The sequence below is a fragment of the Sphingomonas sp. genome, from assembly GCA_019635535.1.
Lineage (GTDB): Bacteria > Pseudomonadota > Alphaproteobacteria > Sphingomonadales > Sphingomonadaceae > Allosphingosinicella.
This window is the reverse complement of record JAHBZH010000001.1, coordinates 452,391-475,237: the sequence shown is the minus strand read 5'-3', so window position 1 is coordinate 475,237 and position 22,847 is coordinate 452,391. Positions and strand designations below refer to the sequence as shown.

The window sequence follows — 22,847 nt, the reverse complement described above, 5'->3', positions numbered from 1 at the left end:
AGCCTGCGGCTCGACAAGTTCCTCTGGTTCGCCCGGATCGCGAAGACGCGCGGCCAGGCCCAGGAACTGGCCGAGCAGGGCCGCATCCGCCTCTCCGGCCGCGTGATCGACCGCGCCCATGCCCCGATCCGCGTCGGTGATGTGCTGAGCTTCGCGCAACGCGGCAAGGTACGCGTGCTGAAGGTCGAGGCGCTGCCGGCTCGCCGCGGCCCCCCGGCCGAGGCGCGGGCGCACTATTGCGAATTGACGGAGCCGGGCGCCCCCGCTTAGGGACGGCATCGGGGAGATAGAGACTGCCATGACCTACGTCGTCACCGATGCCTGCATCCGCTGCAAATATATGGATTGCGTCGAAGTCTGTCCGGTGGACTGCTTCTACGAGGGCGAGAACATGCTCGTCATCAATCCCAGCGAGTGCATCGATTGCGGCGTGTGCGAGCCGGAATGCCCGGCCGAGGCGATCCTGCCGGACACCGAGAATGGCCTGGAGAAGTGGCTGGAGCTCAACGCCACCTATTCCGCCGAATGGCCGAACATCACCCGCAAGAAGGACAGCCCCGCCGACGCCGACGAGCATAAGGGCGAAGAGGGCAAGTTCGACAAATATTTCTCGGCCGAACCGGGCGAGGGCGACTGACCCGGCACATCGGATTTCCGCAACGGCGGATTCTCAAAACCGACAGGTGACTTTTCCGGCCAGGCGGCTAGCTTGAGGGTGCCTCAAGATGGAGCCGCCCGCATGGATGCATCCCGCCTTTCCGCATATGCGCCCCAGTTTCTCGGCCTGCTGCGCATCGTCAGCGGCCTCATCTTCCTCGCCCACGGCACCCAGAAATTCCTGAGCTTCCCCGCCGGGCAGATGGCCGGCAGCGGCCCGGCCTTCGCTCATCTCGGCGCCTATGCGGGGCTGGTCGAACTGGCCGCCGGGGCGCTGATCGTGCTCGGCCTGTTCACCCGGCCGGCGGCCTTTCTCGCCTCGGGCACGATGGCGGTGGCCTATTGGTACGCGCATGCGCCGCAGGATTTCTTCCCGGTCAACAATGGCGGCGACGCGGCGATCCTCTATTGCTTCGTCTTCCTCTATTTCGTGTTCTCGGGCCCCGGCGCCTGGAGTCTGGACGGGCGCCGCGGCGCGGCCTGACACCGGTCGCAGTTTCGCGCCTTGCGGGGAAGCCGCCGTCGGTCGCTTATGGCGGCCGGGGTGGATTTCCTTTGATTTTCTTGCTATATGATATCCATCAATAGCGAATTGCCGCATTTTCGGAAGCATCGGTCGCGCCTGTCGGGGGAAGGCGCGGAACCTTTCGATCTTTCCGGCGGCTGTTTTCCATGGGAAGGTTTCGATTGATGGCAACGAAGGCGTTGAACTTCGACGTTGGCGATTATGTCGTTTACCCCAAGCACGGCGTCGGCCGCGTGATCGAGCTGCAGAGCACCGACATCGCGGGCATGGAGCTGGAGCTCTATGTGCTGCGCTTCGAGAAGGAAAAGATGACACTGCGCGTTCCGACCAACAAGGCGGAGAGCGTCGGCATGCGAAAGCTGTCGTCCGACAAGACGATGCAGGAGGCGCTGGCCACCCTGAAGGGCAAGCCGAAGGTGAAGCGCACCATGTGGTCGCGCCGTGCCCAGGAATATGAAGCGAAGATCAATTCGGGCGACCTCGCGTCGATCGCCGAAGTGGTCCGCGACCTGTTCCGCCCCGACGACGCGCCGGAGCAGAGCTATTCCGAGCGGCAGATTTTCGAGGCCGCCTCGACCCGTCTCGCCCGCGAGCTGGGCGCGATGGAGGAAGTCGACGAGAAGACCGCGCTGGCGAAGATCCTCGACATCCTGAACAAGGCTGCGACGGTCCATCACAAGGTCCGCGTCGAGGCTTGAGGTTGGACTTCGGTTCCGGCGGGCCGACGGGCCCGTACGATAAGATGCGAAGGCGGTCCCGGCGGGGCCGCCTTTTGCATTGCTTTTTCGGGGCCATCCTGTATTATCCAACCAATACAGTTAGGGAGGATGCGATGCGCGGCAATTCCATCATGGTCTCGGTGCTCGCTCTGGCGGCGGCCGGCCTTGCCGCCTGCTCGGTCGGTGCCCAGCCCAATCAGGCGCAGGCGAGCGGCGAGCAGGGCCAGCGCAGCTTCGAGGTCGGCGAATTCCGCTCGGTTACCCTGTTCGGGCCGCATGACGTGAATGTCGCCGTGGGTGGCGCCGTCTCGGTTCGCGCCGAAGGCGACACTGCCGTGCTGGACGGCCTCGACATCCGTGTGGAGGACGGCGTGCTGCGTGTCGGCACGCAGCGCAGCTGGTCCTGGCGCGGGCCGGGCGGCCGCGCGACCATTCACGTCACCGTGCCGGCGCTCGAAGGGGCATCCGTGACCGGCTCGGGCGATCTGACCGTCGATCGGGCCGAGGCTGAGCGCTTCGCCGCCAGCGTGACCGGCTCGGGCGATCTCGATATCGGCGCATTGCGCGCCCGCCAGGCCGATTTCTCGATCACGGGTTCGGGCGGGATCGACGTGGACGGTGGCGCCGAGGAGACGGAAATCTCGATCGCCGGATCGGGCGACGCCGATCTCGGCGGGTTCGAGACGCGCCGTGCCCGGGTGCGGATCATGGGCTCGGGCGATATCTCGCTGCGCGCCACCGAATCGGTATCGGGCTCGGTGATGGGGTCGGGCGACGTGAATGTGCGCGGCGGGGCGAGCTGCTCGGTCTCGCGCATGGGCTCGGGCAGCGTGAACTGCGCCAACTGACGCGGGTCCGGCGCTTCGCCATTGACGGTTAAGCTTTTGCGGTCATGCTCGCCGTCATGACACGCGCGCTGCCCGCCTTGATCGGCCTCGCCTTGCTCGCCGTGCCGGCGACCGGCGCCGAGCGGACCTATTCGATCACCGATTTCGATCGGGTGACGGTCGAAGGGCCCTATGTCGTGCGGCTGGTGACCGGCCGGCCGACCGCCGCCCGCGCCAGCGGGCCGCAGGCATCGATCGACCGCGTGATCATCGACACGCAGGGCCAGACCCTGCGCATCCGCCCGAACCGTTCCGCCTGGGGCGGCAATCCCGGCGCGCAGCAGGGCGTGCTGGAAATCACACTGTCCACCCGCAGCCTGCGCTCGGCCCGGGTGATCGGCCCCGGCCGGCTGGACATCGAAGGGATCGAGGGCCTGCGCGTCGATCTCAGCCTGGAGGGCAGCGGCCGTCTCGCCGCGACCGGCGTGGCGGCCGACAATCTCTCGCTCGGCCTGCTCGGTTCGGGCCGGATCGAGGTCAGCGGTCGCGCCCGTTCGGTGCGCGCCGACGTGCAGGGCTCCGGCGATCTCGCCGCCGCCGCGCTCGCCGCCGGAGATGTGACCGCGACGACCAGCACCACCGGCACGGTCGCGCTCGCCGCCGGCCGCACCGCGCGGATCAACGCCAACGGCCTGGGCGAAGTGACGGTGGCGGGCCGCCCCTCCTGCAATGTGCAGGGCCTGGGCGCGGGCATGGTGCGCTGCGGGACGGGGCGCTAGCCGACCAGTCCGGACACCACGGCGAGACCGAGAAAGGCGAGGAAGCCCATCGAATCGGTGATCATCGTCACGAACACCGATGACGAGACCGCCGGGTCCTGCTTCATCCGCTCCAGCGCGACCGGCACGACCACGCCGGACAGGCCCGCGATCACGATGTTGATCAGCATTGCGGCGGCGATCACGCCGCCCAGCGCCGGATTGGAATAGACCAGAGCGGCGCCCACGCCGAGCAGCATCGCGATGGTGAGGCCGTTCAACAGCGCGATCCGGATCTCGCGCCAGACCGTGCGCCAGGTGTTCGATCTCGTCAGCTGGTTCATCGCCAGCGCGCGCACCGCCACCGCCATGGTCTGCGTGCCCGCATTGCCGCCGATCGCCGAGACGATCGGCATCAGCACGGCCAATGCCACCATCTGCTCGATCGCCGCGCCGAACATCGCGATGATGCCGGAGGCGACCAGGGCCGTCACCAGATTGGCGGCCAGCCATTTGACGCGCGCCTTGTAGCTGTCGCGCACCGGCTCGTTGATGTCGCCCTCGACGCCGGCGCCGGACAGCAGCAGCGCGTCCTCGCTGGCTTCCTCCTGAATGATATGGGCGACGTCGTCGGCGGTGATCATCCCGACCAGGCGCCCGGCCTGGTCGACCACCGCCGCCGAGATCAGCGCATATTTCTGGAATTTTAGCGCCACTTCCTCCTGATCGAGATCGACCGGGAGCAGGGTCTGCTCGCGCTTCATCACGTCGGCGATCGCGATCCGGCGCGGCGTGCGCAAAATCCAGGACAGCAGGCAGGTGCCGACCGGCCGATGCGCGGGATCGACGACGAACACCTCCCAGAAATCGGTCGCCATCTCCTTGCCGGCGCGCAGGAAATCGATCACTTGCCCGACCGTCCAGTGCTCGGGCACGGCCACCGCGTCGCGGCGCATCAGGCGGCCGGCCGATTCCTCGGGATAGGACAAAGCCTCCTCGATCGCGGCGCGATCGTCGGGATCGAGCGCGCGCAGCACGGCGCGCTGCTCGTCCTCCTCCAGATCCTCGATGATCGCGACCGCGTCGTCGGTCTCCAGCTCGCCGGCGATCTCGGCGACTTCGTGCGGTTCGAGCGCGTCGAGCAGTTCGTCGCGCACCCAATCGTTCATCTCGGCGAGCACGTCGCCGTCGAGCACCCCGGCCAGAGCGGCGGCGAGCGCGCGGCGATGCTCGCGGTCGAGCAGTTCGAGCAGGTCGGCGATGTCGGCGGGATGGAGCGGTTCGACCAGCGCGCGCGCGCCGTCCGCGTCGCCGGCTTCCAGCGCGGCCAGCACTTCGCGCACGAATTCGGGCTTCAGCCGGTCGTCCTCGTCCAGCCGGGTGTCGGCTACGCCCGCTTCTTCCGGGGCTTCGAGTTCGCTTTCGCTCATCGCTGTCTCCCCGGATTTGCGTTGGACCGGGGCTTCCTAGGCGCGGGAATCCGGCCTGTCGAGTTGCGGATGGGGAATACGGACCCTAAGTCGGCCCAACCCAAGGAGAAAGACATGTCCGAAGACTCGAACACGCTCGTCCTCAATCTCGATAGCGGCGGCGACGTCGTCATCCGCCTGCGCCCCGATCTCGCGCCCCAGCATGTCGCGCGGATCAGGGAGCTGACCGCCGAGGGTTTCTATGACGGCGTGATCTTCCACCGCGTCATCGACGGCTTCATGGCGCAGGGCGGCGATCCGACCGGCACCGGCATGGGCGGCTCCGACAAGCCGGACCTGCCCGCCGAGTTCAGCCGCGAACCGCATGTGCGCGGCATCGCCTCCATGGCCCGCGCGCAGAATCCGGACAGCGCCAACAGCCAGTTCTTCATCTGCTTCGACGACGCCCGCTTCCTCGACGGCCAATATACCGTCTGGGGCGAAGTGGCCGAGGGCATGGAGCATGTCGATGCGCTGCCCAAGGGCGAGCCGCCGCGCGCCCCGGGCAAGATCGTCAAAGCCAGCCTGCGCGACTGATCCATGGCGCGGCCCGTCACGCTCGTCACTGGGGCGTCGGCGGGCCTCGGCGCGGAATTCGCGCGGGCCTGCGCGGCGCGGGGCGAAACGCTCGCCCTCGTCGCGCGCCGCCGCGACCGGCTGGAGGCGCTGGCCGCCGAGCTGGGCGGCGAGGTCCATGTCTTCGCCGCCGATCTCGCCGCGCCGGACGCCGCGGCGCGGCTGATCACGCAGGTCGAGGCCAGGGGCCTCACCGTCGATACGCTGATCAACAATGCCGGCTTCGGCCTGGTCGGCCGCTTCGCCGATCTGCCGCGCGATCGCCAGCGCGAGATGATCGACCTCAATGTCGCCGCTCTGGTCGAGCTCACCCATCTTGCCTTGCCCGGCATGCGTGCCCGAGACAAAGGCGCGATTCTCAACGTCGCCTCCACCGCCGCCTTCCAGTCCGGCCCCGGTTTCGGCGTCTATTTCGCCACCAAGGCCTTCGTCCTGTCCTTCACCGATGCGCTGCATCAGGAGCTGAAGGGTACGGGCGTGCGCGTCACCGCGCTCTGCCCCGGCCCGACCGCCACCGAATTCGGCGCGGTCGCCGGCGTCACCTCGGCGCGGTTCGACCGCTTCTCGACCGATGCCGCCGGCGTCGTTCGCGCCGGCCTCAAGGGCCTCGACCGCAATCGTGCGATCGTCATTCCCGGTTTGATGAACAAGGTCACGGCGCAGTCCTCGCGGATCCTGCCCCGCGCGCTGATGCGGCGGATCGTCGCCGGCCTGAAACTCTAGCCGATCCCGAACTCGCCCATCAGCCAGTCGTGGAACAGCCGCACCGGCCGCCGGTTCAGCGCGCCGTCGCGACAGACGAACCAATAGGCATAGGGGCTTTCGGCGGCGATTCCGAACAAGCGGGTCAGGCGCGGATCGTGCGCGCCCTCCAGATGCATTTCGAACATGAAGGCGACGCCGAGCCCCTGCGCGGCGGCGCCGAGCAGGAGCTGGCCCGAATCGAACATGTCGGTCGCGGCGGGCTTGAGGTCCGGGACGCCCGCCGCGCGGCACCAGTCGCGGAACACGTCGGGCAGGTCGCGATGGGCGAGCACGGTCGTGCCGGCGAGATCGGCTGGCGATTTCGGCGCGTCGGGCAGGTCGCGCGCGCCGATCGCGACGACGCGGTTGGCGCCGAGCCGGCGCGCGTGGAGACCGGGATCGACCGCGCGGGCGAGGACGATCGCCGCGTCAAGCCCGTCGTCGAGCCGCGCGATCGCGTCCGGGCCGGTGTCGAGATCGATATGGAGCTGCGGGTGAAGCTTCCGCAGCTCCGCCAGCCCCGGCATCAGCCGGTTGGAGGCGAAGAGCGGCAGCACGCCGAGGCGCAGGCGCAATTCGGCATTGTCGCCGGTGGCGCGCTCCAGCGCCCGGGTCAGCTCATCGAGCACCGGGCCGATCTCGTGCAGCAGCCGCTCGCCGTCGGCATTGAGATGGATCGACTGGTGGCGCCGCTCGAACAGCGGGCGGCTCACATGCCGCTCGAGCGACTGGATGCGCCGGGTGAGTGCCGGCGAGGACAGAGCGAGCGCGTCGGCGGCGGCCTTGACCGATCCGAGCCGCGCGGTCTGCACGAACGCCTCGATCGCGGTGAGCGGCGGCAGTCTCTTCATCGTTTCGCGCCTCCCGGAAGACATCCTCTGTGTTATTGTGCGGCGCAAAGTGCACTATTTTTACTACAGCTATGTGAAATCCTCACATTTGCGGATGCATATTTTGCACTCAGGCATGTTTTCTTCGCACTTGCACAAAAACTGTGCAAGCGCAAAAAAGACCCTGCCTTTCAGGCATCCTCTCCTAAAACTTCCGGGCCGTCCTTCGGGGCGGCCTTTTTTTCATGCCCGTGTAACCCGCGCGCGCCCCTCCGGTTGGAGGAACGGGCCGCGGCGCCTATGTGAAAGGCGACAACAAGGAGACGGGTGTCCGATGGCCGATCAGGAAAGCAAGCCGACGCGCCTCCAGGTGGCGACGATGCGCCCCGACGACAGCGGTCGCGGCGTCGCCCGTCTGCCGCGCGCGCTGATGACCGAATTGGGGCTGGCCGAAGGCGATGTGATCGAGCTGGTCGGCAAGCGCGTCACGCCGGCACGCGCCATCGGCCCCTATCCGGAGGACGAGGGGCTGGCGATCATCCGCCTCGACGGCCTGCAGCGCGCCAATGCCGAGATCGGCTCGGGCGATTTCGTCGAGGTGCGCAAGGCCGAATCCAAGCCCGCCCAGCGCGTCGTCTTCGCGCCCGCACAAAGGAATCTGCGCCTGCAGGGCTCGGCCCAGGCGCTGAAACGCAGCTTCGGGATGAAGCCGGTGACGGCCGGCGACGTCGTCGCCACCCATGGCCAGCAGCAGGTGCCGCGCGGCGATATCCCGCCCGAGCTCAGGCAGATGCTGACCGCGCCGGCCTTCGCGCTGCAGGAAATCCGCCTCATCGTCGTCTCGACCGCGCCCAAGGGCATCGTCCATATCGACGCCAATACCGAGGTCGAGCTGCGCCCCGAATATACCGAGGCCAAGGACACCCGCCGCGCCGACGTCACCTATGACGATATCGGCGGCATCGGCGGCACGATCGATCAGCTGCGCGAGATGGTCGAGCTGCCCTTGCGCTATCCCGAGATTTTCGAGCGGCTCGGCGTCGATCCGCCCAAGGGCGTGCTGCTCCACGGCCCGCCCGGCACCGGCAAGACGCGGCTGGCCCGCGCCGTGGCGAACGAATCGGATGCGCAATTCTTCCTGATCAACGGGCCGGAGATCATGGGATCGGCCTATGGCGAGTCGGAGAAAAGGCTGCGCGAGGTGTTCGAGGAGGCGAACGCCAATGCCCCCGCGATCATCTTCATCGACGAGATCGATTCGATCGCGCCCAAGCGCGGCCAGGTGACGGGCGAGACGGAAAAGCGCCTCGTCGCCCAGCTTCTCACCTTGCTCGACGGGCTGGAGCCGCGCCAGAATCTGATCGTCATCGCCGCCACCAATCGGCCCGAGGCGATCGACGAGGCGCTGCGCCGCCCCGGCCGCTTCGACCGCGAGATCGTGATCGGCGTGCCGGACGAGAGCGGCCGGCGCGAGATCCTCGCCATCCACACCCGCGGCATGCCGCTGGAGGAAGGGGTGGACCTCAAGCAGCTCGCCCGCCAGACATACGGCTTCGTCGGCGCCGATCTCGCCGCCTTGACCCGCGAGGCGGCGATCGAGGCGATCCGCCGGATCATGCCGGAGCTGAACCTCGAGGAAGGCACGATCCCGCCCGAGGTGCTCGACAATCTGCGCGTCACCCGCAAGGATTTCGAGGAGGCGCTGAAGCGCGTCCAGCCCTCGGCCATGCGCGAGGTGATGGTCCAGATGCCCAATGTCGGCTGGGACGATATCGGCGGCGTCGACGAGGCGCGTGAGCGGCTGCGCGAGGGCGTCGAGCTCCCCTTGAAGCATCCGGACAGCTTCCGCCGGCTCGGTATCCGTCCGGCCAAGGGCTTCCTGCTCTACGGCCCGCCCGGCACCGGCAAGACCCTGCTCGCCAAGGCGACGGCGCGCGAAGCGGAGGCGAATTTCATCGCCACCAAGTCCAGCGATCTGCTCTCCAAATGGTATGGCGAGAGCGAGCAGCAGATCGCCCGCCTCTTCGCCCGCGCCCGCCAGGTCGCGCCGACCGTGATCTTCATCGACGAGATCGACAGCCTCGTCCCCGCGCGCGGCGCCGGCTGGGGCGAGCCGCAGGTGACGGAGCGGGTGGTGAACACCATCCTCGCCGAAATGGACGGACTGGAGGAATTGCAGTCGGTGGTCGTGATCGGCGCGTCGAACCGGCCCAACCTGATCGACCCGGCTTTGCTCCGCCCCGGCCGCTTCGACGAGCTGGTCTATGTCCCGGTCCCGGACCAGAGCGGCCGTCGGCACATTCTCGGCATCCACACCAAGGGGATGCCGCTCGCCAAGGATGTCGATCTGGACGCGCTGGCGGCGCGCACGCCGCGCTTCACCGGCGCCGATCTCGAGGATCTGGTGCGCCGCGCGGGCCTGTTCGCCCTGCGTGCCCGGATCGACGCGGTGAAGGTCACGATGGCCGAATTCGAGAGGGCGCTGAGCGAGACCCGCGCTTCTGTGACGCCGGAGATGGAGGCGGATTACGCCCGCATCCAGGAAAGCCTGATGCAGGAGGCGCGCAGCGTCGCCGGCATCGGCTTCATCGCGCCCGGCATGCTCACCCCGCGCGGTCCGAAGGGCTCGGAGTAACCATCGCCCACCAGGCGAGGCCGAGCATCAGCATCGCGGTGGCGATGAACGGCGCGGGCCAGCTCACCATGTAGAGCCCGACGCCGATCGCCGGCGCGGCGATATAGGCAAGACCGTTCACCGAGGTGACCATGCCGGCCACGGCATTCTGCTCGTGCAAGTCCACGGCCAGGCTGGCGCCGCTGGTGAAGCCGGGCCGGAACAGGCCGAAGCCCAGCGAGGCGAGCGCATAGCCGATGGTGATGCCATAGACGCTTTCCGCCATCCCGGTGATCGCGCTGCCGCCGGCGGCGACCACCGATCCCCAGACCACCAGCCGGCCCGGCGACAGGCTGAGCTGCGGGATCAGCCACCATTGGGCGAGCAAAGTGGCGAGCGCGCCGACGATCAGCACGATCGCGATCCATTGCTGGGCATGATCGGGCGGTAGCGCCAGCCGGTCGATGACGAGAAAGCCGATCACGGTCAGGATCACGGCCTGGCCGTGCCCGCCGACGATCCCCGCCATCAGCCAGGGCCGCACCCGCGCGTCCCGCCAGCGCAGCGGCGCCGGAGCGTCGCTTTCGCCGGGCATGCTGGCGTCCGCGCCGCCGATCGAGGGATAGGAGACGATCGAGCCGCGCGCCGGGTTCTTCGGCGTGTCGTCGGGCAGGCGCAGGATCAGCAAAGCGAGGACGGCCGCGCCGATCCCGGCGAAGACGATCAGCGGCGCCGACAGGCCGAGCGGCGGGAAGATGAAGGCGGGCGCGAGCGCCGGGCCGATGATCGTGCCGAGCCCGAAGGAGGAGGCGATGACCGCCAGCGCGTTGACCCGCTGCGTCCCGTCGGTGCGCGCCGCGACATAGGCCTGCACCGCCGCCGGCGAGGCCGAGCCCAGCGCGCCGTAGAGGCCGCGCCCGAGAATGAAGATGGCAAACACCGCGACAGCGCCGAGCTGCCCCGCCAGCCCTGCGGCGAGCGCGCCGCCGCAAATCAGCATCGAGGAGATGAAGCCGTAGAGGCCGAGCCGCATCAGCGCGCGCCGCCCGCGCCGGTCGGCGCGGCGCGCCCAATAGGGCGCCGCGGCCACCCACAGGATGGCCGAAAGGCTGAAGGCGAGCGCCACCCAGAGGTCGGGCACGGCGAGCACCCGGCCGATCGCGGGCAGCAGCGATTGCATCGCGGTGTTGCCGGCGGCGGCCACCAGCATCACCGAGAAAAGCAACGCCATGCGTCCGCGCGAAAGGCCCAAGGCGCTCATATCAGGTGATTTTCCTCTCTCTTCGAACGCGTTCCGATGCGCCGTATCGGGATCGCGGTCGCCCCTTCACGCTTGCCAAGCCGCCGCCGATTTGCCAACGCGGACCTTTGCGGCAACTTTCTGGACTTGGGCATGTCGGCATCCTGGGACGAAGCGCGTAGGGAGAGCCGCTTCGCGCGCGGCGCGGGCGGCGGTCCGCTGTGGCATTTCCTGCGCGGGTTCATCAAGCATCCGGTGATGGTCGGCTCGATCATTCCCTCCTCGCGCGCGACCATCGACAAGATGCTCGGCCAGGTCGATTGGACGAATTGCAAATTGTTCGTCGAATATGGCCCTGGCGTCGGCACCTTCACCGAGCATGTCCTGCAGCGCATGGCCCCGGACGCGACCCTGATCGCGATCGATACCAATCCGGATTTCATCCGCTATCTGCGCGGCAAGTTCACCGACAACCGGCTGTTCGCCGTCACCGGATCGGCCGCCGACGTGCAGCAGATCATCGCCGATTGCGGCTTCGAGGCCGCTGATTACGTCCTCTCCGGCCTGCCTTTCTCGACGCTGCCCGCCGGCGTGGGCCCGGCCATCGCCCAGGCGACCTACGCGGCGCTGCGGCCGGGCGGCACGTTCCTGGTCTACCAATTCTCGCCGAAGGTCCGCGATTTCCTCGATCCCTATTTCGACCGGATCGATCGCGGCATCGAATGGATCAATGTCCCGCCCTGCCAGCTTTTCTGGGCACATAAGGACGCGGGTTAGGGCTCTATTCAGTCGGGCATTGGCTCGCCGGCGAAATTGAGCCGGCGGGTGATCCGGAAATCGGCGATCGCCACCAGGAAATAGGCTAAGGCCCAGCGCGCCCGGTTGAGCAGCGACATCTGCGCGCGATGGGATTCGCGGGTGATCTCCACGGATTCGGCGATCTCGCCATCGACGAAGCGCCGCATCGCCGCGGCGAAGCCGGCATCCTCGACCCGCAGCATCATCTCCAGGTTGAGGAACAGGCTGCGCATGTCGAAATTGGCCGATCCGATATGGACGACATCGTCGATCACGAACAATTTCGTGTGCAGCTTGGTCGGCTGATATTCGAAGATGCGCACGCCGCGCTTCAACAGGGTCCAATAGGTGTAGCGCGCCGCGCCGATCGTCGCGCGATTGTCCGATTTCGCGGCGGTGACGAGCCGCACCGCGCCGCGCTTCGCGACATTGCCGGAGCGGCGCAGCAGGAAGGGGCCCGGCGCGAAATAGGCGGCGATGATGTCGAGCTTGCGCGCGAAGCGCATGTCGCGCCGCACCGTCCGCGCCCAGGGGCTGAGGCGCCGGGTCGGCCCGCCGAACAGCCAGTGGAGCGCCCCGTCGGTCACGCTGTGCTTGTTCAGCACGCGGCGCAGCTGGCGCATCTTGCCGTCGGGATTCATCGCCCATTTGAACAGGTCGTCGAAATAATAAGCGAGGCTGGCGCAGCTTTGGCCCTCGACGATCAGGCCCAGATCGCGCCAGGCGCCGTCCTCGATCGTCCCGAAATAATCGTCGGCGATGTTGAATCCGCCGATCATCACCCTGGTCTCGTCGGCCAGCACCAGTTTCTGGTGATTGCGCAGCAGATAGCGCCGGCCGAAACGCGGCATGAAGCGGCAGAAGCGCGCGCCGGCATCCGCCAGCGGCGCGAAGAAGGGCTCGGGCGCGTTGGCCGCGCCGAAGCCGTCCACCAGCAGCGAGACCGCCACGCCGCGCCCGGCCGCCGCGACCAGCGCATCGCGCACCCGCCGGCCCGTCGCGTCATCTTCCCAGATATAATAGAGGACGCGCAGCGAGGTCTCGGCATCGTCGATCAGCGCGATCAGCGCGTCGAGCCGCGTCGGCCCGTCCGGCAGCAGGGTCAGCCGGTTGCCGGCCACCTCGATCGGCGGGATCGCTCCCTCCTCGTCTGCGGGCGCATCCTCCATCCCGGCGAGACGCTAGCGCCATGACGCCGCACGGGGAAGGTTGAAGGTGCGCGCGCATAGGGTAGAGCAAGGATGTGCATCTCTCCCGCCTCAGCCTGACCGACTTTCGTTCCTATGCCGATGCGCTGGTGTCGCCTGGGCCGGGTTTCGTCATCCTCACCGGGGAGAATGGCGCGGGCAAGACGAACTTGCTGGAGGCGGTGTCGCTGCTCTCCCCCGGCCGCGGCCTCCGGGGCGCCAGCCTCGCCGACATGGCGCGCAAGGGCGGTCCCGGCGGTTTCGCGGTGTCGGCGCGGCTGTCCGGGCCGGACGGCGATGTTGACCTCGGCACCGGCACGCTCGCCGCCGCTCCGGAGCGGCGGCAGGTGCGAGTCAACGGTGCGCAGGGGTCCGCCACCTCGCTTTCCGACTGGCTCTCGATCCTGTGGCTCACCCCGGCGATGGACCGTCTCTTCACCGAACCCGCCTCCGGCCGGCGCCGTTTCCTCGACCGGCTCGTGCTGGCGCTGGCGCCGGGCCACGCCACCCATGCCGCGCGCTACGACGCCGCGATGCGCGCCCGCAACAAGCTGCTCGCCGAAGACGGGCCGTGGGACGAGGCCTGGCTCGCCGCGCTGGAGGGGCGCATGGCCGAGCATGGCACCGCGCTCGCCGAAGCGCGCGCCGCCACCGTCGCGGCGCTCGCCGAACGCCTCGCCGCAGCGCCGGACGGTCCCTTCGCCCGCGCCCTGATCGCGCTGGAGGGCGGCGAGGCCGCCGATCTCGCCGCGTCCCGCGCCCGCGATGCCGCCGCCGGCCGCACGCTGGCCGGCCCGCACCGCGCCGATCTCGCCGTCACCCACGCCGCCAAGGCCCAGCCTGCCGCTTTCTGCTCCACGGGGGAGCAGAAGGCGCTGCTGATCGGCCTCGTCCTCGCCCATGCCGATCTGGTCGCGGAGCGAACCGCGCGCCGCCCGATCCTCCTCCTCGACGAGATCGCCGCCCATCTCGATCCCGTCCGCCGCGCCGCCCTGTTCGCCCGGCTGGGCGAGGCCGGCGGGCAGGTCTGGATGACCGGAACGGAAGCTGCGCCGTTCGACGGTCTCGGCGCCGCCGCGCGGTTTGAGGTGGTCGGCGGGGTCGTCGCGCCCGCTTAAGCCGTCTTACAGCAGGGCGCCGCCGAGATCGATGATGTTGTGAGCGATAATCGGCAGGAGCAGCGAGCCGGTTCGCTGGCGGATCCAGAGCAGCCCGAAGCCGAGTACCGCGCTGAACGCGAGGAAGACCGGCTCGAACATGAACACGCCGCCGCGGATCATCAGCGCATGGCCGGCGGCGAAGAGGAAGGTCGCGACGATCGCCCCCGGCCCGATCGCGGCGCCGCCGAGCGGCCAGCGGTCGGCGAAGGCGCGCACCAGCAAGGCGAGCAGCAGGCCCCGGAAGAACAGTTCCTCGTCGAGCCCCGGCATCGTCGCCTGGTAGAGCAGCGCCTCCGGCGTCGCCGTTCCGTGGGCCCCGAGCAGCCATCTTATGCCCCAGGCAAAGGCGCACAGGCCGGCCGTGACGAGAATGGCGGGCATCAGCGATCCCGGCGTCTGGCGCAACACGAGACCGAATTCCTGCCGGGTCGCGCCAGGGACCGCCATCATCATCACGAGCGTCAGCACGATGGCGATGGTCTTGCCGGTCCAGTTGAACTGAAGCCCGGCCAGCAGCGGCAGATGCGCCTGAAGGCCGCCGACCAGCATGACCGCCACGAAATAGACCAATGTGCAGCCGAGCGCCCATGCCAGAGCGACGGTATTGACCGGCTGGCGGAAAAGATATCGGATCGCCAGCGCAAGCAACCCGATCAAGGTCCAGTGCAATGCGATTGTCGCCAGCAGATCGGCCATTCGTTACCGCCCTTATCCCGGCCGGCGCGATCACGGGTCGCCCGGCGTTGCGCCCGCGCGGACGATAGCGATACGCTAAAGCCCGTCGAGCGCGCCGGCCCGTCCGGAAGCGACGTTCGCGGGCAAATTCGTCACTTTCGCAGGCTTGCCCCGGAACCCCGTTGAATCCGCCCTTTTCCCTTGGGTTCCGCCCCCCGATTCCCTATATGATCGGCATGGCATCCTCCTCGAATGAAAACAGCTACGGCGCCGATTCCATCAAGGTGCTGAAAGGCCTCGACGCGGTCCGCAAGCGGCCCGGAATGTATATCGGCGACACCGACGACGGTTCGGGCCTTCACCACATGGTGTTCGAGGTGTCGGACAATGCGATCGACGAGGCGCTGGCCGGCCACTGCGACCTCATTCGCATCACGCTGAACCCGGACGGCTCCGTCTCGGTCGAGGACAATGGCCGCGGCATCCCGACCGGCATCCATGCCGAGGAGGGCGTCTCGGCGGCCGAGGTCATCATGACCCAGCTCCATGCCGGCGGAAAGTTCGAGAACACGTCGGACGACAATGCCTACAAGGTCTCCGGCGGCCTGCACGGCGTCGGCGTCTCGGTGGTGAACGCGCTCAGCGAGTTCCTCGATCTCACCATCTGGCGGGACGGGGAGGAGCATTATATGCGCTTCGCCCATGGCGACGCGGTGGCCCCGCTCAAGGTCGTCGGCCCGGCGAACGGGAAGAAGGGGACGCGCGTCACCTTCCTGCCCAGCCCCGCCACCTTCAAGATCACGGAGTTCGATTTCGAGAAGCTTGAGCATCGCTACCGCGAGCTCGCCTTCCTCAACTCGGGCGTCCGCCTGATCCTCGCCGATGCCCGGCACGAGGAGGAGGTCAGCCACGAGCTTTATTATGAGGGCGGCATCGCGGCCTTCGTCAAATATCTCGATCGCGCCAAGACCGCCTTGATCCCGGAGCCGATCGCCGTCTCAGGCCAGCGCGACGATATCGGCATCGATGTCGCGCTCGAGTGGAACGATTCTTATTACGAGCAGGTCCTCTGCTTCACCAACAACATCCCGCAGCGCGACGGCGGCACGCACCTGGCGGCCTTCCGTGCGGCGCTTACCCGCACGCTCAACAATTATGCCGACAAGTCCGGCATGATGAAGAAGGAGAAGGTGAGCCTGACCGGCGAGGACATGCGCGAGGGGCTGACCGCGATCGTCTCGGTCAAGCTCCCCGATCCCAAGTTCAGCTCGCAGACCAAGGACAAGCTCGTCTCGTCCGAAGTCCGTCAGCCGCTCGAGAGCCTGATCGCCGACAAGCTCTCCGAATGGCTGGAGGAAAATCCCGGCCATGCCCGCACGATCATCCAGAAGGTCATCGACGCCGCCGCCGCGCGCGAGGCGGCCCGCAAGGCGCGCGAGGCCAGCCGCAAATCGGTGATGGGCATCGCCTCGCTGCCCGGCAAGCTCGCCGACTGCCAGGAGAAGGACCCGGCCAAGTCGGAATTGTTCATCGTCGAGGGCGACAGCGCCGGCGGCTCGGCCAAGCAGGGACGCGACCGCCATTATCAGGCGATCCTGCCGCTCAAGGGCAAGATCCTGAACGTCGAGCGTGCCCGCTTCGACCGGATGCTCTCGTCCAAGGAGGTCGGCACGCTGATCCAGGCGATCGGCACCAGCATCGGCCGCGACGAGTTCAACATCGAGAAGCTGCGCTACCACAAGATCGTCATCATGACCGACGCCGACGTGGACGGCGCGCATATCCGCACGCTCCTGCTCACCTTCTTCTACCGGCAGATGCCGGAGATCATCGAGCGCGGCCATCTCTTCATCGCCCAGCCGCCGCTCTACAAGGTCGCGAAGGGCCGCTCGGAGGTCTATCTCAAGGACAATGCCGCGCTTGACGATTATCTGATCGAGGCCGGCGTCTCGCTGACCGCGCTGGAGACGGCGCAGGGGCCGCGCTCGGGCGACGATTTGCGCGCGCTTGCCGGCCATGCCCGCCGCGTGCGGTCGCTCATGGCCTATGTGCCGCGCCGCTACGATCCCGGCATCATCGAAGCGCTGGCGCTGACCGGCGCGCTCGCCCCCTCGCTGGCCCGGGAAGCGCGGGCCGCCGCGCTGGCGCTGACCCAGGACTGGCTGAACGCGGTGGACGAGGAGGGCCAGTGGACCGCCGAGATCGGCGCGGACGGCGATTATGTCCTGCGCCGGCTGTGGCGCGGCGTCACCGACGCCCATGTCATCGATCACAAGTTCCTCGATTCCGCCGAGGCGCGCAAGCTGCACGGCTTGGTCGTGCCCGAGGCCGCCACCTATGCCGGCATCGCGCGCCTCGTCTCGCTCAAATCCTCTTCCGTCCAGACCGAGGAGGCGGAAGAAGCCGAGGAAAATGAGGGCGGCCCGGCGAAGAGCCAGACCCCCGATCCGCGCGGCGCGCTCGTCACCCGCCCGACCGAGCTGCTCGAGGCGATCCTCGCCGCCGGCCGCAAGGGGCTCAGCGTGCAGCGCTACAAGGGCCTCGGCGAAATGAACGCCGAGCAACTCTGGGAAACCACCCTCGACCCCGCCAACCGCGCGATGCTCAAGGTCGAGGTCGCCCAGGCCGATCTGGCGGACGAGATTTTCACGCGGCTCATGGGCGACGTGGTCGAGCCGAGGCGCGACTTCATCCAGGAAAACGCGCTGAACGTGGCGAATCTGGACGTTTAAGCGGCGTGGACGCCTTCGAGCATGTCGTCGCCGAGATATTCTGGAGTTTGGGCTACTGGGTCCGAACATCGGTGAAGGTCGATCTCAGCAAGGCGGAAAAGGTGGAGATCGGCCTTCCCTCAATGCCTCGGCCGGAAATCGATCTGGTCGCCTATCATGGCGGATCGAACAGGCTGCTGGCGCTCGAATGCAAAAGCTACCTGGATTCGCGCGGCGTCACCTACGTCGAGATATGCGGCGACGCGGACAGCAAAACATACAAGCTGTTTCGCCGGCAAAAGATGCGCGAGGTGGTTCTGCGTCGCTTGGGGGATCAAATGGTCGAGCAGGAGATGTGCCGGCCGGACGTGAAGGTCCAGCTCGGTCTGGTGGCGGGCAAGGTCTATGGTAGAGATGAATCGAAACTGCTTGAACTGTTTGGGCAGCGCGACTGGTTCTTCCGGGGTCCGGCCTGGCTCAAGGCTGAATTGACCAAGCTGGCCGGTACTTCCTATGAGAATCAGGTGTCGGCAGTCGTGACGAAGCTATTGTTGCGCTGATCTTCAGCCCACCAGCACCCGCAGCTTCGCCCTTATTTCCTCCAATTCCGCCGCGTCCACCTTCCCCTTCCGTGTCGCCTTGCGCGCGCGCCAGTCGAGGGATTTCACTTGGTCCGCCAGCGCCACGCCGCCGCGCTTGCCCTTCACCGCCACTTCGAACGGATAGCCCTTCACGCGCGTGGTCAGCGGAACGCAGAGCATCAGGCCGGTCTTGCCGTTATAGGCGGCGGTGGAAAGCACGACCGCCGGGCGGTGTCCCGCTTGCTCGTGTCCGGCCTGCGGATTGAACTGGAGCCAGACGATATCGCCCGCGTCGGGCGTCCAGCTCTTGGCTACCACATTTCTTTCCCGACTGGCGGGCCGAAATCGGTTTCCTCGTGCCGGTTCTCCGGAGTGATCCCGGCCAGCAATTCATCGAGCGTGACCGGCTCGGGTCGCACCTTCTCGATCACGATCCGGCCATTCTCCTCGCGCACCTCGACCGGATCGTCGGGCTTCAGGCCGGCGGCTTCCAGCGTCGCGGCGGGAATGCGCACCGCCGCGCTGTTGCCCCATCGGCGGACATGCATGTTCATGGGCGGCCCTCTGTATCTACACTGTATATACAGTAAGCCGCCCGTTTTCGCAACTGCCGCCTATTTCCCCCCGCCCGCGAAACGTTGCCGTTCCGCCAGCCGAGTCAGGTCCACGAACTCCCGCCGCCACCAATTGCCGTTCGCGCCCTGCTCCGCCAGCGCGCGGGCGTCGGCGAAGGTGAAGCGGCCCATATTGGTGTCGCCGCGCAGGAGCTGGCCATAGGCCGCAACGGCGGCGGCGAAGGCGCTGTCGCCGGCCGGGGCGCGGGCGGCGCGGACCAGACCCGCCGCCACCGGCCGCTCGATCAGCCGCGACTGCGTCTCGCCCGGCAATTTGTAGCGCAGCCGCAGATGCGCCAGCTCGCCCTGCGGGTTGCCGGGCGAATCCGCCCGCTGGTTGGCCCCATAGCGCCGTTCCGGCAGCCAGCCCGGCGCGCCGAAGGGCACGATCTCGTAGATCGCCGTCACCTGGTGTCCCGCGCCGATCTCGCCCGCGTCCACCGCGTCATTGGCGAAATCCTCCTCGCGCAGCGCCCTATTCTCATAGCCGATCAGGCGATATTCGCGGACATAGGCCGGGTTGAACTCGACCTGGATCTTCACGTCGTGCGCGATGGTGAACAGGGTCGAGGCCATTTCGTCGGCCAGCACCTTCTGCGCCTCGCGCGGGCTGTCGATATAGGCGTAATTGCCGTTCCCGTGATCGGCGATCCGCTCCATCAGCGCTTCGTTGTAATTGCCGGTGCCGAAGCCCAAAGTGGTCAGCGTGATCCCGCTCTCCCGCTCGCGCGAGACCCGGTCGATCAGCGCTTCGGTATTGGTCACGCCGACATTGAAATCGCCGTCCGTCGCCAGCACGATCCGGTTGATGCCGTCCGGGATCATCGCCCGCCGCGCCGTCGCATAGGCCAGCTCCAGCCCCGCCCCGCCGGCGGTGGCGCCGCCCGCCCGCAATTGCGCCAGCGAATCGATCACCCGGCGCCGGTCGGAGGTCGGCTCCAGCACGATTCCGGTCCAGCCCGAATAGGCGACGATCGACACCCGGTCGCGCGGGGAAAGCTGCTCGGCCAGCAGCGCCAGCGAGCATTGCACCAGCGGCAGCTTGTCGCGCGAGAACATCGATCCGGAAACGTCGACCAGGAAGACGAGATTGGCCGCCGGCCGCTCGGCGCGCGGCAGATCGTAGCCGCGCAGGCCGATGCGCAGCAGCCGCGTATCGGGGTTCCACGGCGTCAGCGTCATGTCGGCGCTGACCGTGAAGGGCTGCGAACGGTCGCGCGGCGCCGGATAGTCGTAGCGGAAATAGTTCAGCATCTCCTCTGTGCGCACGGCCGCGCCGGGCGGCATCTGGCCCTGGGTCAGCATCCGCCGGACATTGGCGTAGCTGCCGGTGTCGACATCGACCGAGAAGGTGGAGACGGGGGCTTCCGCCACCGCCAGCACGTTGGAGACGGCCTCGCCCGCATAACGCTCGCGATTCTCCGCCGGGGCCGGATAGGGCCCGGGCATCGGCGGCGCGATCCGGGTTCCCGAGGCGACCATGTCGGGCATGGCCACACTGGGCGGCGGCGGTGGCGGCGCGGGCGGTGGCGGCGGTGCCGGGGGTGCAAAGCCTGGCGTGCGCTGGGCCCGGGCGCCGGTCATCGGCGCGCGATAGCGCATCCCGCTCTCGAAATTGTCCAGATAGGGCGCGCAGAGCGTATCGGCGTCGATCGGCGGCGCGGGGCGCCGCGCCGCGCTCTGGGCGGGCAGCGGATCGATCGGGGCCGGGGGAATGCCGCTCAGCAGCAAAGCGGATATGGACGCCAAAGCCAAAGCACGCATCATCACCTCCCACTCAATGATGTGACATTATCACATCAGAGCCGGAATGAACCGTGGCTGAACTGTCGCGCGATGTATCAGTCGCGGCTTTGCCGATGGAGCCGCACCACCTCGTCGATCGGCAATGCCTCGATCCGGCCGCGATGGCCGTCCATCGCCTCGCTCGCGAACATCGAATTGATCGCCGCCTCCTCGGTCGCCTCCATCGCCGCCTGGAAGAGCGGCGACAGCGCATCGTTGGGCAGCTCCGGATAGACGCTTTCCGCCGCGCGCCGCGCCGCCGTCCGGCGCACGTCCGGATGGGTGGAGAAGGCCAGCGCATAATCGCCCGATCCGTTGGTCATCGGCGAACCGGTCCGAGCGATGCCGAGAAAGGCGCGGCGCGCCAGCCGGGTGAGATTGCGGTCGGAGAGCGGCGCGTCGGTCGCGATCACGACGATCACCGATCCGTCGCCGGCCGGCCTGTCGACATGGTCCATCAGATAATAGCGGCCCAGCGCCCGCCCGACGGGCACGCCCGCCACGTCGAGCGCGCCGCCATAATTGGACTGGACGAGCACGCCGATCGTCCACCCACCCAGGCTGGCCGGCAGCCGGCGCGATGCGGTGCCGATCCCGCCTTTCCAGGAAAAGGCGATCGTGCCGGTCCCGGCCCCCACCGAGCCCTCCGCCACCGGCCCCTCGCGCGCCGCCTCGATTGCCTGGCGGGCATGATCCGGCGTCACCCGCCGGGCGCGGATGTCGTTGAGGAACCCGTCATTGGTCTCGCCCACCACGGCATTGACCGACCGCGCCTCCGCATTGCCCGGCTGGGCCAGCGTCCAGGCGATCGTCCCCGCCATCGCCTCGGGCACGGAGAGCGTGTTGGTGAGCAGGATCGGCGTCTCGATCTCGCCCAGCTCGACGATCTGGGTCGATCCGGCGAACTTGCCGAAGCCGTTGCCGACCGCGAAGCCGGCCGGCACCTTGTCCTGAAAGATGTTGCCGCCATGGGGCAGCACCGCCGTCACCCCGGTCCGCACCGTCTCGCCCTCGATCAGGGTTACATGGCCGACGCGCACCCCGGCGACATCGGTGATCGCGTTGTTCGGGCCGGTCGGCAGCACGCCGAACGCGATGCCGGCCTCCCGCGCGCGGGGCCGCTCGGCCGAAGTCGGCGTGGCAAGGGTCAAGACAAGGGCCCCGGCAAGGGCGGCGAGCGGGCTGGATCGGGCACGAATGGCGGGGCTCCTTCGCACGGCAGCATAGCGCCTCGCCGGCCCGAGTCAGCCCTTCAGCGCCTGCATCAGCTTGCGCCGGTCGAGCAGGCCCAGCCGGTCGGCGTGGAAACGCTCGATCAGGCCGGGGTCGAGCGCATATAGCCGCGCGCTGATCGCGCGGCGCCGGTCCGGCGCGGCGGCGGCGATGGCGGCATTCATCTCGCGCAGGAAGGCGCGCTTCTTCCAGGCGGCCCGCGCGCGTCCCTCGAACAGGTCGTGCAGCGCGGCACCGGAAAAGTCTTTCTGCGCGGCCAGCGCCAGCGCGTTGTGGACCGCATCGGCGGTGGCGCGTCCGGTGGCGGGATGGACGAAACCGCCGCGCAGCCCCAGCTTCGCGACCCGCGCCCCGCCGATCCGCCAGAAGGAGGCGAAATCGCCGCCGATCGGCAGCGGGCGGGAGACGCTGCGTTCGGTCTCGATCCCGGCCGCCGTCCAGCCGCGCAGCTTCAGATAGGCGTCGATCCGCGCCGCCGCGCCCTCGTCCGGCTGCGCCAGCTCGCTCACCCTGATGTCGGCGATCGCGATCCGGTCCGCGTCGATCGGCACGCAGCGTATGTGGCCGATCCCCTCGGCCGCGCCGCCATGGGCGTCGATCAGCACCGGCCGATCGACCCGGTGCGGCGCGCTCAGCCGACAGTCGCGCTCCAGCCGGCTTTCGTAGAGCAGCTCCAGCATCGACAGGTTCGACGCGCCGCGCGCGTCGATCGCGCCCTCCGCCTTGATCTCCTCGCCGCCGTCCAGCACCAGCGCATCGTCGCGCACCGCGACCACCTTGGCGGCGAGTCGGTACTGATCCGGCTTCAGCGTGGCGACCATCGCGTCGTGGAGGGCATCCGGGCCGAAGCTCAGCAGCCCGGCCTTCAATTTCCGGCTGAAGCCCGGAAACGCGACGTAGAAGCCCGGCCAGGAATCGCCGCGGAGCGCGCCGATCAGCGCGCGCGCCTCCGCTCCGTCCAGCTCGGCATCGAACATCAACCGCCGCCGCTCGCCCCCGAACCGTTCGGTTTCCTCGACGATCAGCAGCTTCACATCGGGGCGCAGCCGCGCCAGCGCGAGTGCGGCGAGACATCCGGCGACCCCGCCGCCGGCGATCAACACGCCGCTTCGTCTCCCCCTCGCCATAGCCGGACACCTTTAC

At 68.2% G+C, this 22,847-nt stretch carries 23 protein-coding genes; 13 read left to right on the top strand and 10 right to left on the bottom strand.

Annotation, left to right across the window (positions count from 1 at the left end):
• The first annotated feature begins 3 nt into the window (after positions 1-3).
• The 6 genes from KF780_02475 to KF780_02450 all read left to right on the top strand — a co-directional run bounded on the left by KF780_02475 (position 4) and on the right by KF780_02450 (position 3,508).
• Positions 4-270, top strand: coding sequence for an RNA-binding S4 domain-containing protein (locus KF780_02475; protein ID MBX3560655.1), 267 nt, complete (start codon positions 4-6; stop codon positions 268-270).
• Between the two features lie 28 nt (positions 271-298).
• A complete protein-coding gene (locus tag KF780_02470) occupies positions 299-637 on the top strand; it encodes a ferredoxin family protein (GenBank protein MBX3560654.1) in 339 nt (112 codons plus the stop codon).
• 102 nt (positions 638-739) lie between these two features.
• Positions 740-1,141, top strand: coding sequence for a DoxX family protein (locus KF780_02465; GenBank protein MBX3560653.1), 402 nt, complete (start codon positions 740-742; stop codon positions 1,139-1,141).
• A gap of 206 nt (positions 1,142-1,347) precedes the next feature.
• Positions 1,348-1,881 carry a CarD family transcriptional regulator gene (locus tag KF780_02460; GenBank protein ID MBX3560652.1) on the top strand — a complete coding sequence of 178 codons (534 nt, stop codon included), beginning with the start codon at positions 1,348-1,350 and terminating at the stop codon, positions 1,879-1,881.
• 134 nt (positions 1,882-2,015) lie between these two features.
• A complete protein-coding gene (locus tag KF780_02455) occupies positions 2,016-2,750 on the top strand; it encodes a DUF2807 domain-containing protein (protein ID MBX3560651.1) in 735 nt (244 codons plus the stop codon).
• Between the two features lie 56 nt (positions 2,751-2,806).
• Complete coding sequence (locus tag KF780_02450; protein MBX3560650.1) at positions 2,807-3,508, top strand: DUF2807 domain-containing protein; 702 nt, start codon at positions 2,807-2,809, stop codon at positions 3,506-3,508.
• On the opposite strand, the gene mgtE is transcribed toward KF780_02450, so the two are convergent.
• Entirely contained in the window at positions 3,505-4,917 is a 1,413-nt protein-coding gene (gene mgtE, locus KF780_02445) for a magnesium transporter (protein ID MBX3560649.1), read from the bottom strand. The two genes, KF780_02450 and mgtE, sit on opposite strands and share 4 nt — an antisense overlap.
• 114 nt (positions 4,918-5,031) lie before the next feature.
• Here mgtE and KF780_02440 point away from each other — a divergent pair, with 114 nt between their 5' ends.
• Positions 5,032-5,493: a peptidylprolyl isomerase gene (locus KF780_02440; GenBank protein ID MBX3560648.1), complete on the top strand. Its 462-nt coding sequence runs from the start codon at positions 5,032-5,034 to the stop codon at positions 5,491-5,493.
• 3 nt (positions 5,494-5,496) lie between these two features.
• Positions 5,497-6,255, top strand: a complete 759-nt coding sequence (locus KF780_02435) for an SDR family oxidoreductase (protein ID MBX3560647.1) — start codon at positions 5,497-5,499, stop codon at positions 6,253-6,255.
• On the opposite strand, the gene KF780_02430 is transcribed toward KF780_02435, so the two are convergent.
• The gene (locus tag KF780_02430) at positions 6,252-7,127 is read right to left on the bottom strand and encodes a LysR family transcriptional regulator (GenBank protein ID MBX3560646.1); all 876 of its coding nucleotides are present in this window, start codon (positions 7,125-7,127) and stop codon (positions 6,252-6,254) included. The two genes, KF780_02435 and KF780_02430, sit on opposite strands and share 4 nt — an antisense overlap.
• A gap of 313 nt (positions 7,128-7,440) precedes the next feature.
• Between KF780_02430 and KF780_02425 the strand changes: the two genes are divergently transcribed.
• A complete protein-coding gene (locus tag KF780_02425) occupies positions 7,441-9,741 on the top strand; it encodes a CDC48 family AAA ATPase (protein ID MBX3560645.1) in 2,301 nt (766 codons plus the stop codon).
• Here the strand turns inward: KF780_02425 and KF780_02420 are convergent.
• Positions 9,710-10,981 (bottom strand): MFS transporter, encoded by a 1,272-nt coding sequence (locus KF780_02420; GenBank protein ID MBX3560644.1) that lies wholly within the window; start codon positions 10,979-10,981, stop codon positions 9,710-9,712. The genes KF780_02425 and KF780_02420 overlap by 32 nt on opposite strands.
• Positions 10,982-11,113: 132 nt before the next feature.
• Here KF780_02420 and KF780_02415 point away from each other — a divergent pair, with 132 nt between their 5' ends.
• Complete coding sequence (locus KF780_02415; GenBank protein ID MBX3560643.1) at positions 11,114-11,737, top strand: methyltransferase domain-containing protein; 624 nt, start codon at positions 11,114-11,116, stop codon at positions 11,735-11,737.
• Between the two features lie 8 nt (positions 11,738-11,745).
• Here KF780_02415 and KF780_02410 read toward each other — a convergent pair whose 3' ends face one another.
• The gene (locus tag KF780_02410; protein ID MBX3560642.1) at positions 11,746-12,927 is read right to left on the bottom strand and encodes a phosphatidylserine/phosphatidylglycerophosphate/cardiolipin synthase family protein; all 1,182 of its coding nucleotides are present in this window, start codon (positions 12,925-12,927) and stop codon (positions 11,746-11,748) included.
• Between the two features lie 74 nt (positions 12,928-13,001).
• Between KF780_02410 and recF the strand changes: the two genes are divergently transcribed.
• Positions 13,002-14,063: a DNA replication/repair protein RecF gene (recF, locus tag KF780_02405; GenBank protein MBX3560641.1), complete on the top strand. Its 1,062-nt coding sequence runs from the start codon at positions 13,002-13,004 to the stop codon at positions 14,061-14,063.
• Between the two features lie 6 nt (positions 14,064-14,069).
• Here recF and KF780_02400 read toward each other — a convergent pair whose 3' ends face one another.
• Positions 14,070-14,801, bottom strand: coding sequence for a CPBP family intramembrane metalloprotease (locus KF780_02400; GenBank protein MBX3560640.1), 732 nt, complete (start codon positions 14,799-14,801; stop codon positions 14,070-14,072).
• A gap of 215 nt (positions 14,802-15,016) precedes the next feature.
• On the opposite strand from KF780_02400, the gene gyrB reads away from it, so the two are divergent.
• Positions 15,017-17,512: a DNA topoisomerase (ATP-hydrolyzing) subunit B gene (gyrB, locus tag KF780_02395; protein ID MBX3560639.1), complete on the top strand. Its 2,496-nt coding sequence runs from the start codon at positions 15,017-15,019 to the stop codon at positions 17,510-17,512.
• Between the two features lie 5 nt (positions 17,513-17,517).
• The gene (locus KF780_02390) at positions 17,518-18,051 is read left to right on the top strand and encodes a hypothetical protein (GenBank protein ID MBX3560638.1); all 534 of its coding nucleotides are present in this window, start codon (positions 17,518-17,520) and stop codon (positions 18,049-18,051) included.
• Between the two features lie 3 nt (positions 18,052-18,054).
• Here the strand turns inward: KF780_02390 and mazF are convergent, their stop codons facing one another.
• From mazF to crtY, 5 genes are all read right to left on the bottom strand, one after another.
• Positions 18,055-18,390, bottom strand: a complete 336-nt coding sequence (gene mazF / locus KF780_02385) for an endoribonuclease MazF (protein MBX3560637.1) — start codon at positions 18,388-18,390, stop codon at positions 18,055-18,057.
• Positions 18,384-18,626, bottom strand: coding sequence for an AbrB/MazE/SpoVT family DNA-binding domain-containing protein (locus tag KF780_02380; protein MBX3560636.1), 243 nt, complete (start codon positions 18,624-18,626; stop codon positions 18,384-18,386). The genes mazF and KF780_02380 overlap by 7 nt, the downstream gene beginning before the upstream one ends.
• A 60-nt stretch (positions 18,627-18,686) precedes the next feature.
• Complete coding sequence (locus KF780_02375; protein MBX3560635.1) at positions 18,687-20,288, bottom strand: von Willebrand factor type A domain-containing protein; 1,602 nt, start codon at positions 20,286-20,288, stop codon at positions 18,687-18,689.
• Positions 20,289-20,527: 239 nt separating this feature from the next.
• Positions 20,528-21,670, bottom strand: a complete 1,143-nt coding sequence (locus KF780_02370) for a P1 family peptidase (GenBank protein ID MBX3560634.1) — start codon at positions 21,668-21,670, stop codon at positions 20,528-20,530.
• 45 nt (positions 21,671-21,715) lie between these two features.
• Positions 21,716-22,807, bottom strand: coding sequence for a lycopene beta-cyclase CrtY (gene crtY / locus KF780_02365; GenBank protein ID MBX3560633.1), 1,092 nt, complete (start codon positions 22,805-22,807; stop codon positions 21,716-21,718).
• Positions 22,808-22,847: the final 40 nt, after the last annotated feature.

Excerpts from the sequence above, each read along its gene's own strand:
- KF780_02380 (MBX3560636.1), bottom strand. The coding sequence starts at position 18,626 with ATGAACATGCATGTCCGCCGATGGGGCAACAGCGCGGCGGTGCGCATT.
- KF780_02410 (MBX3560642.1), bottom strand. The coding sequence starts at position 12,927 with ATGGAGGATGCGCCCGCAGACGAGGAGGGAGCGATCCCGCCGATCGAG.
- KF780_02430 (MBX3560646.1), bottom strand. The coding sequence starts at position 7,127 with ATGAAGAGACTGCCGCCGCTCACCGCGATCGAGGCGTTCGTGCAGACC.
- KF780_02450 (MBX3560650.1), top strand. The coding sequence starts at position 2,807 with ATGACACGCGCGCTGCCCGCCTTGATCGGCCTCGCCTTGCTCGCCGTG.
- KF780_02470 (MBX3560654.1), top strand. The coding sequence starts at position 299 with ATGACCTACGTCGTCACCGATGCCTGCATCCGCTGCAAATATATGGAT.
- KF780_02465 (MBX3560653.1), top strand. The coding sequence starts at position 740 with ATGGATGCATCCCGCCTTTCCGCATATGCGCCCCAGTTTCTCGGCCTG.
- KF780_02400 (MBX3560640.1), bottom strand. The coding sequence starts at position 14,801 with ATGGCCGATCTGCTGGCGACAATCGCATTGCACTGGACCTTGATCGGG.
- KF780_02425 (MBX3560645.1), top strand. The coding sequence starts at position 7,441 with ATGGCCGATCAGGAAAGCAAGCCGACGCGCCTCCAGGTGGCGACGATG.
- gyrB (MBX3560639.1), top strand. The coding sequence starts at position 15,017 with ATGGCATCCTCCTCGAATGAAAACAGCTACGGCGCCGATTCCATCAAG.
- KF780_02460 (MBX3560652.1), top strand. The coding sequence starts at position 1,348 with ATGGCAACGAAGGCGTTGAACTTCGACGTTGGCGATTATGTCGTTTAC.
- KF780_02415 (MBX3560643.1), top strand. The coding sequence starts at position 11,114 with ATGTCGGCATCCTGGGACGAAGCGCGTAGGGAGAGCCGCTTCGCGCGC.
- KF780_02435 (MBX3560647.1), top strand. The coding sequence starts at position 5,497 with ATGGCGCGGCCCGTCACGCTCGTCACTGGGGCGTCGGCGGGCCTCGGC.
- KF780_02440 (MBX3560648.1), top strand. The coding sequence starts at position 5,032 with ATGTCCGAAGACTCGAACACGCTCGTCCTCAATCTCGATAGCGGCGGC.
- KF780_02420 (MBX3560644.1), bottom strand. The coding sequence starts at position 10,981 with ATGAGCGCCTTGGGCCTTTCGCGCGGACGCATGGCGTTGCTTTTCTCG.
- mgtE (MBX3560649.1), bottom strand. The coding sequence starts at position 4,917 with ATGAGCGAAAGCGAACTCGAAGCCCCGGAAGAAGCGGGCGTAGCCGAC.
- KF780_02455 (MBX3560651.1), top strand. The coding sequence starts at position 2,016 with ATGCGCGGCAATTCCATCATGGTCTCGGTGCTCGCTCTGGCGGCGGCC.
- KF780_02375 (MBX3560635.1), bottom strand. The coding sequence starts at position 20,288 with ATGCGCTATCGCGCGCCGATGACCGGCGCCCGGGCCCAGCGCACGCCA.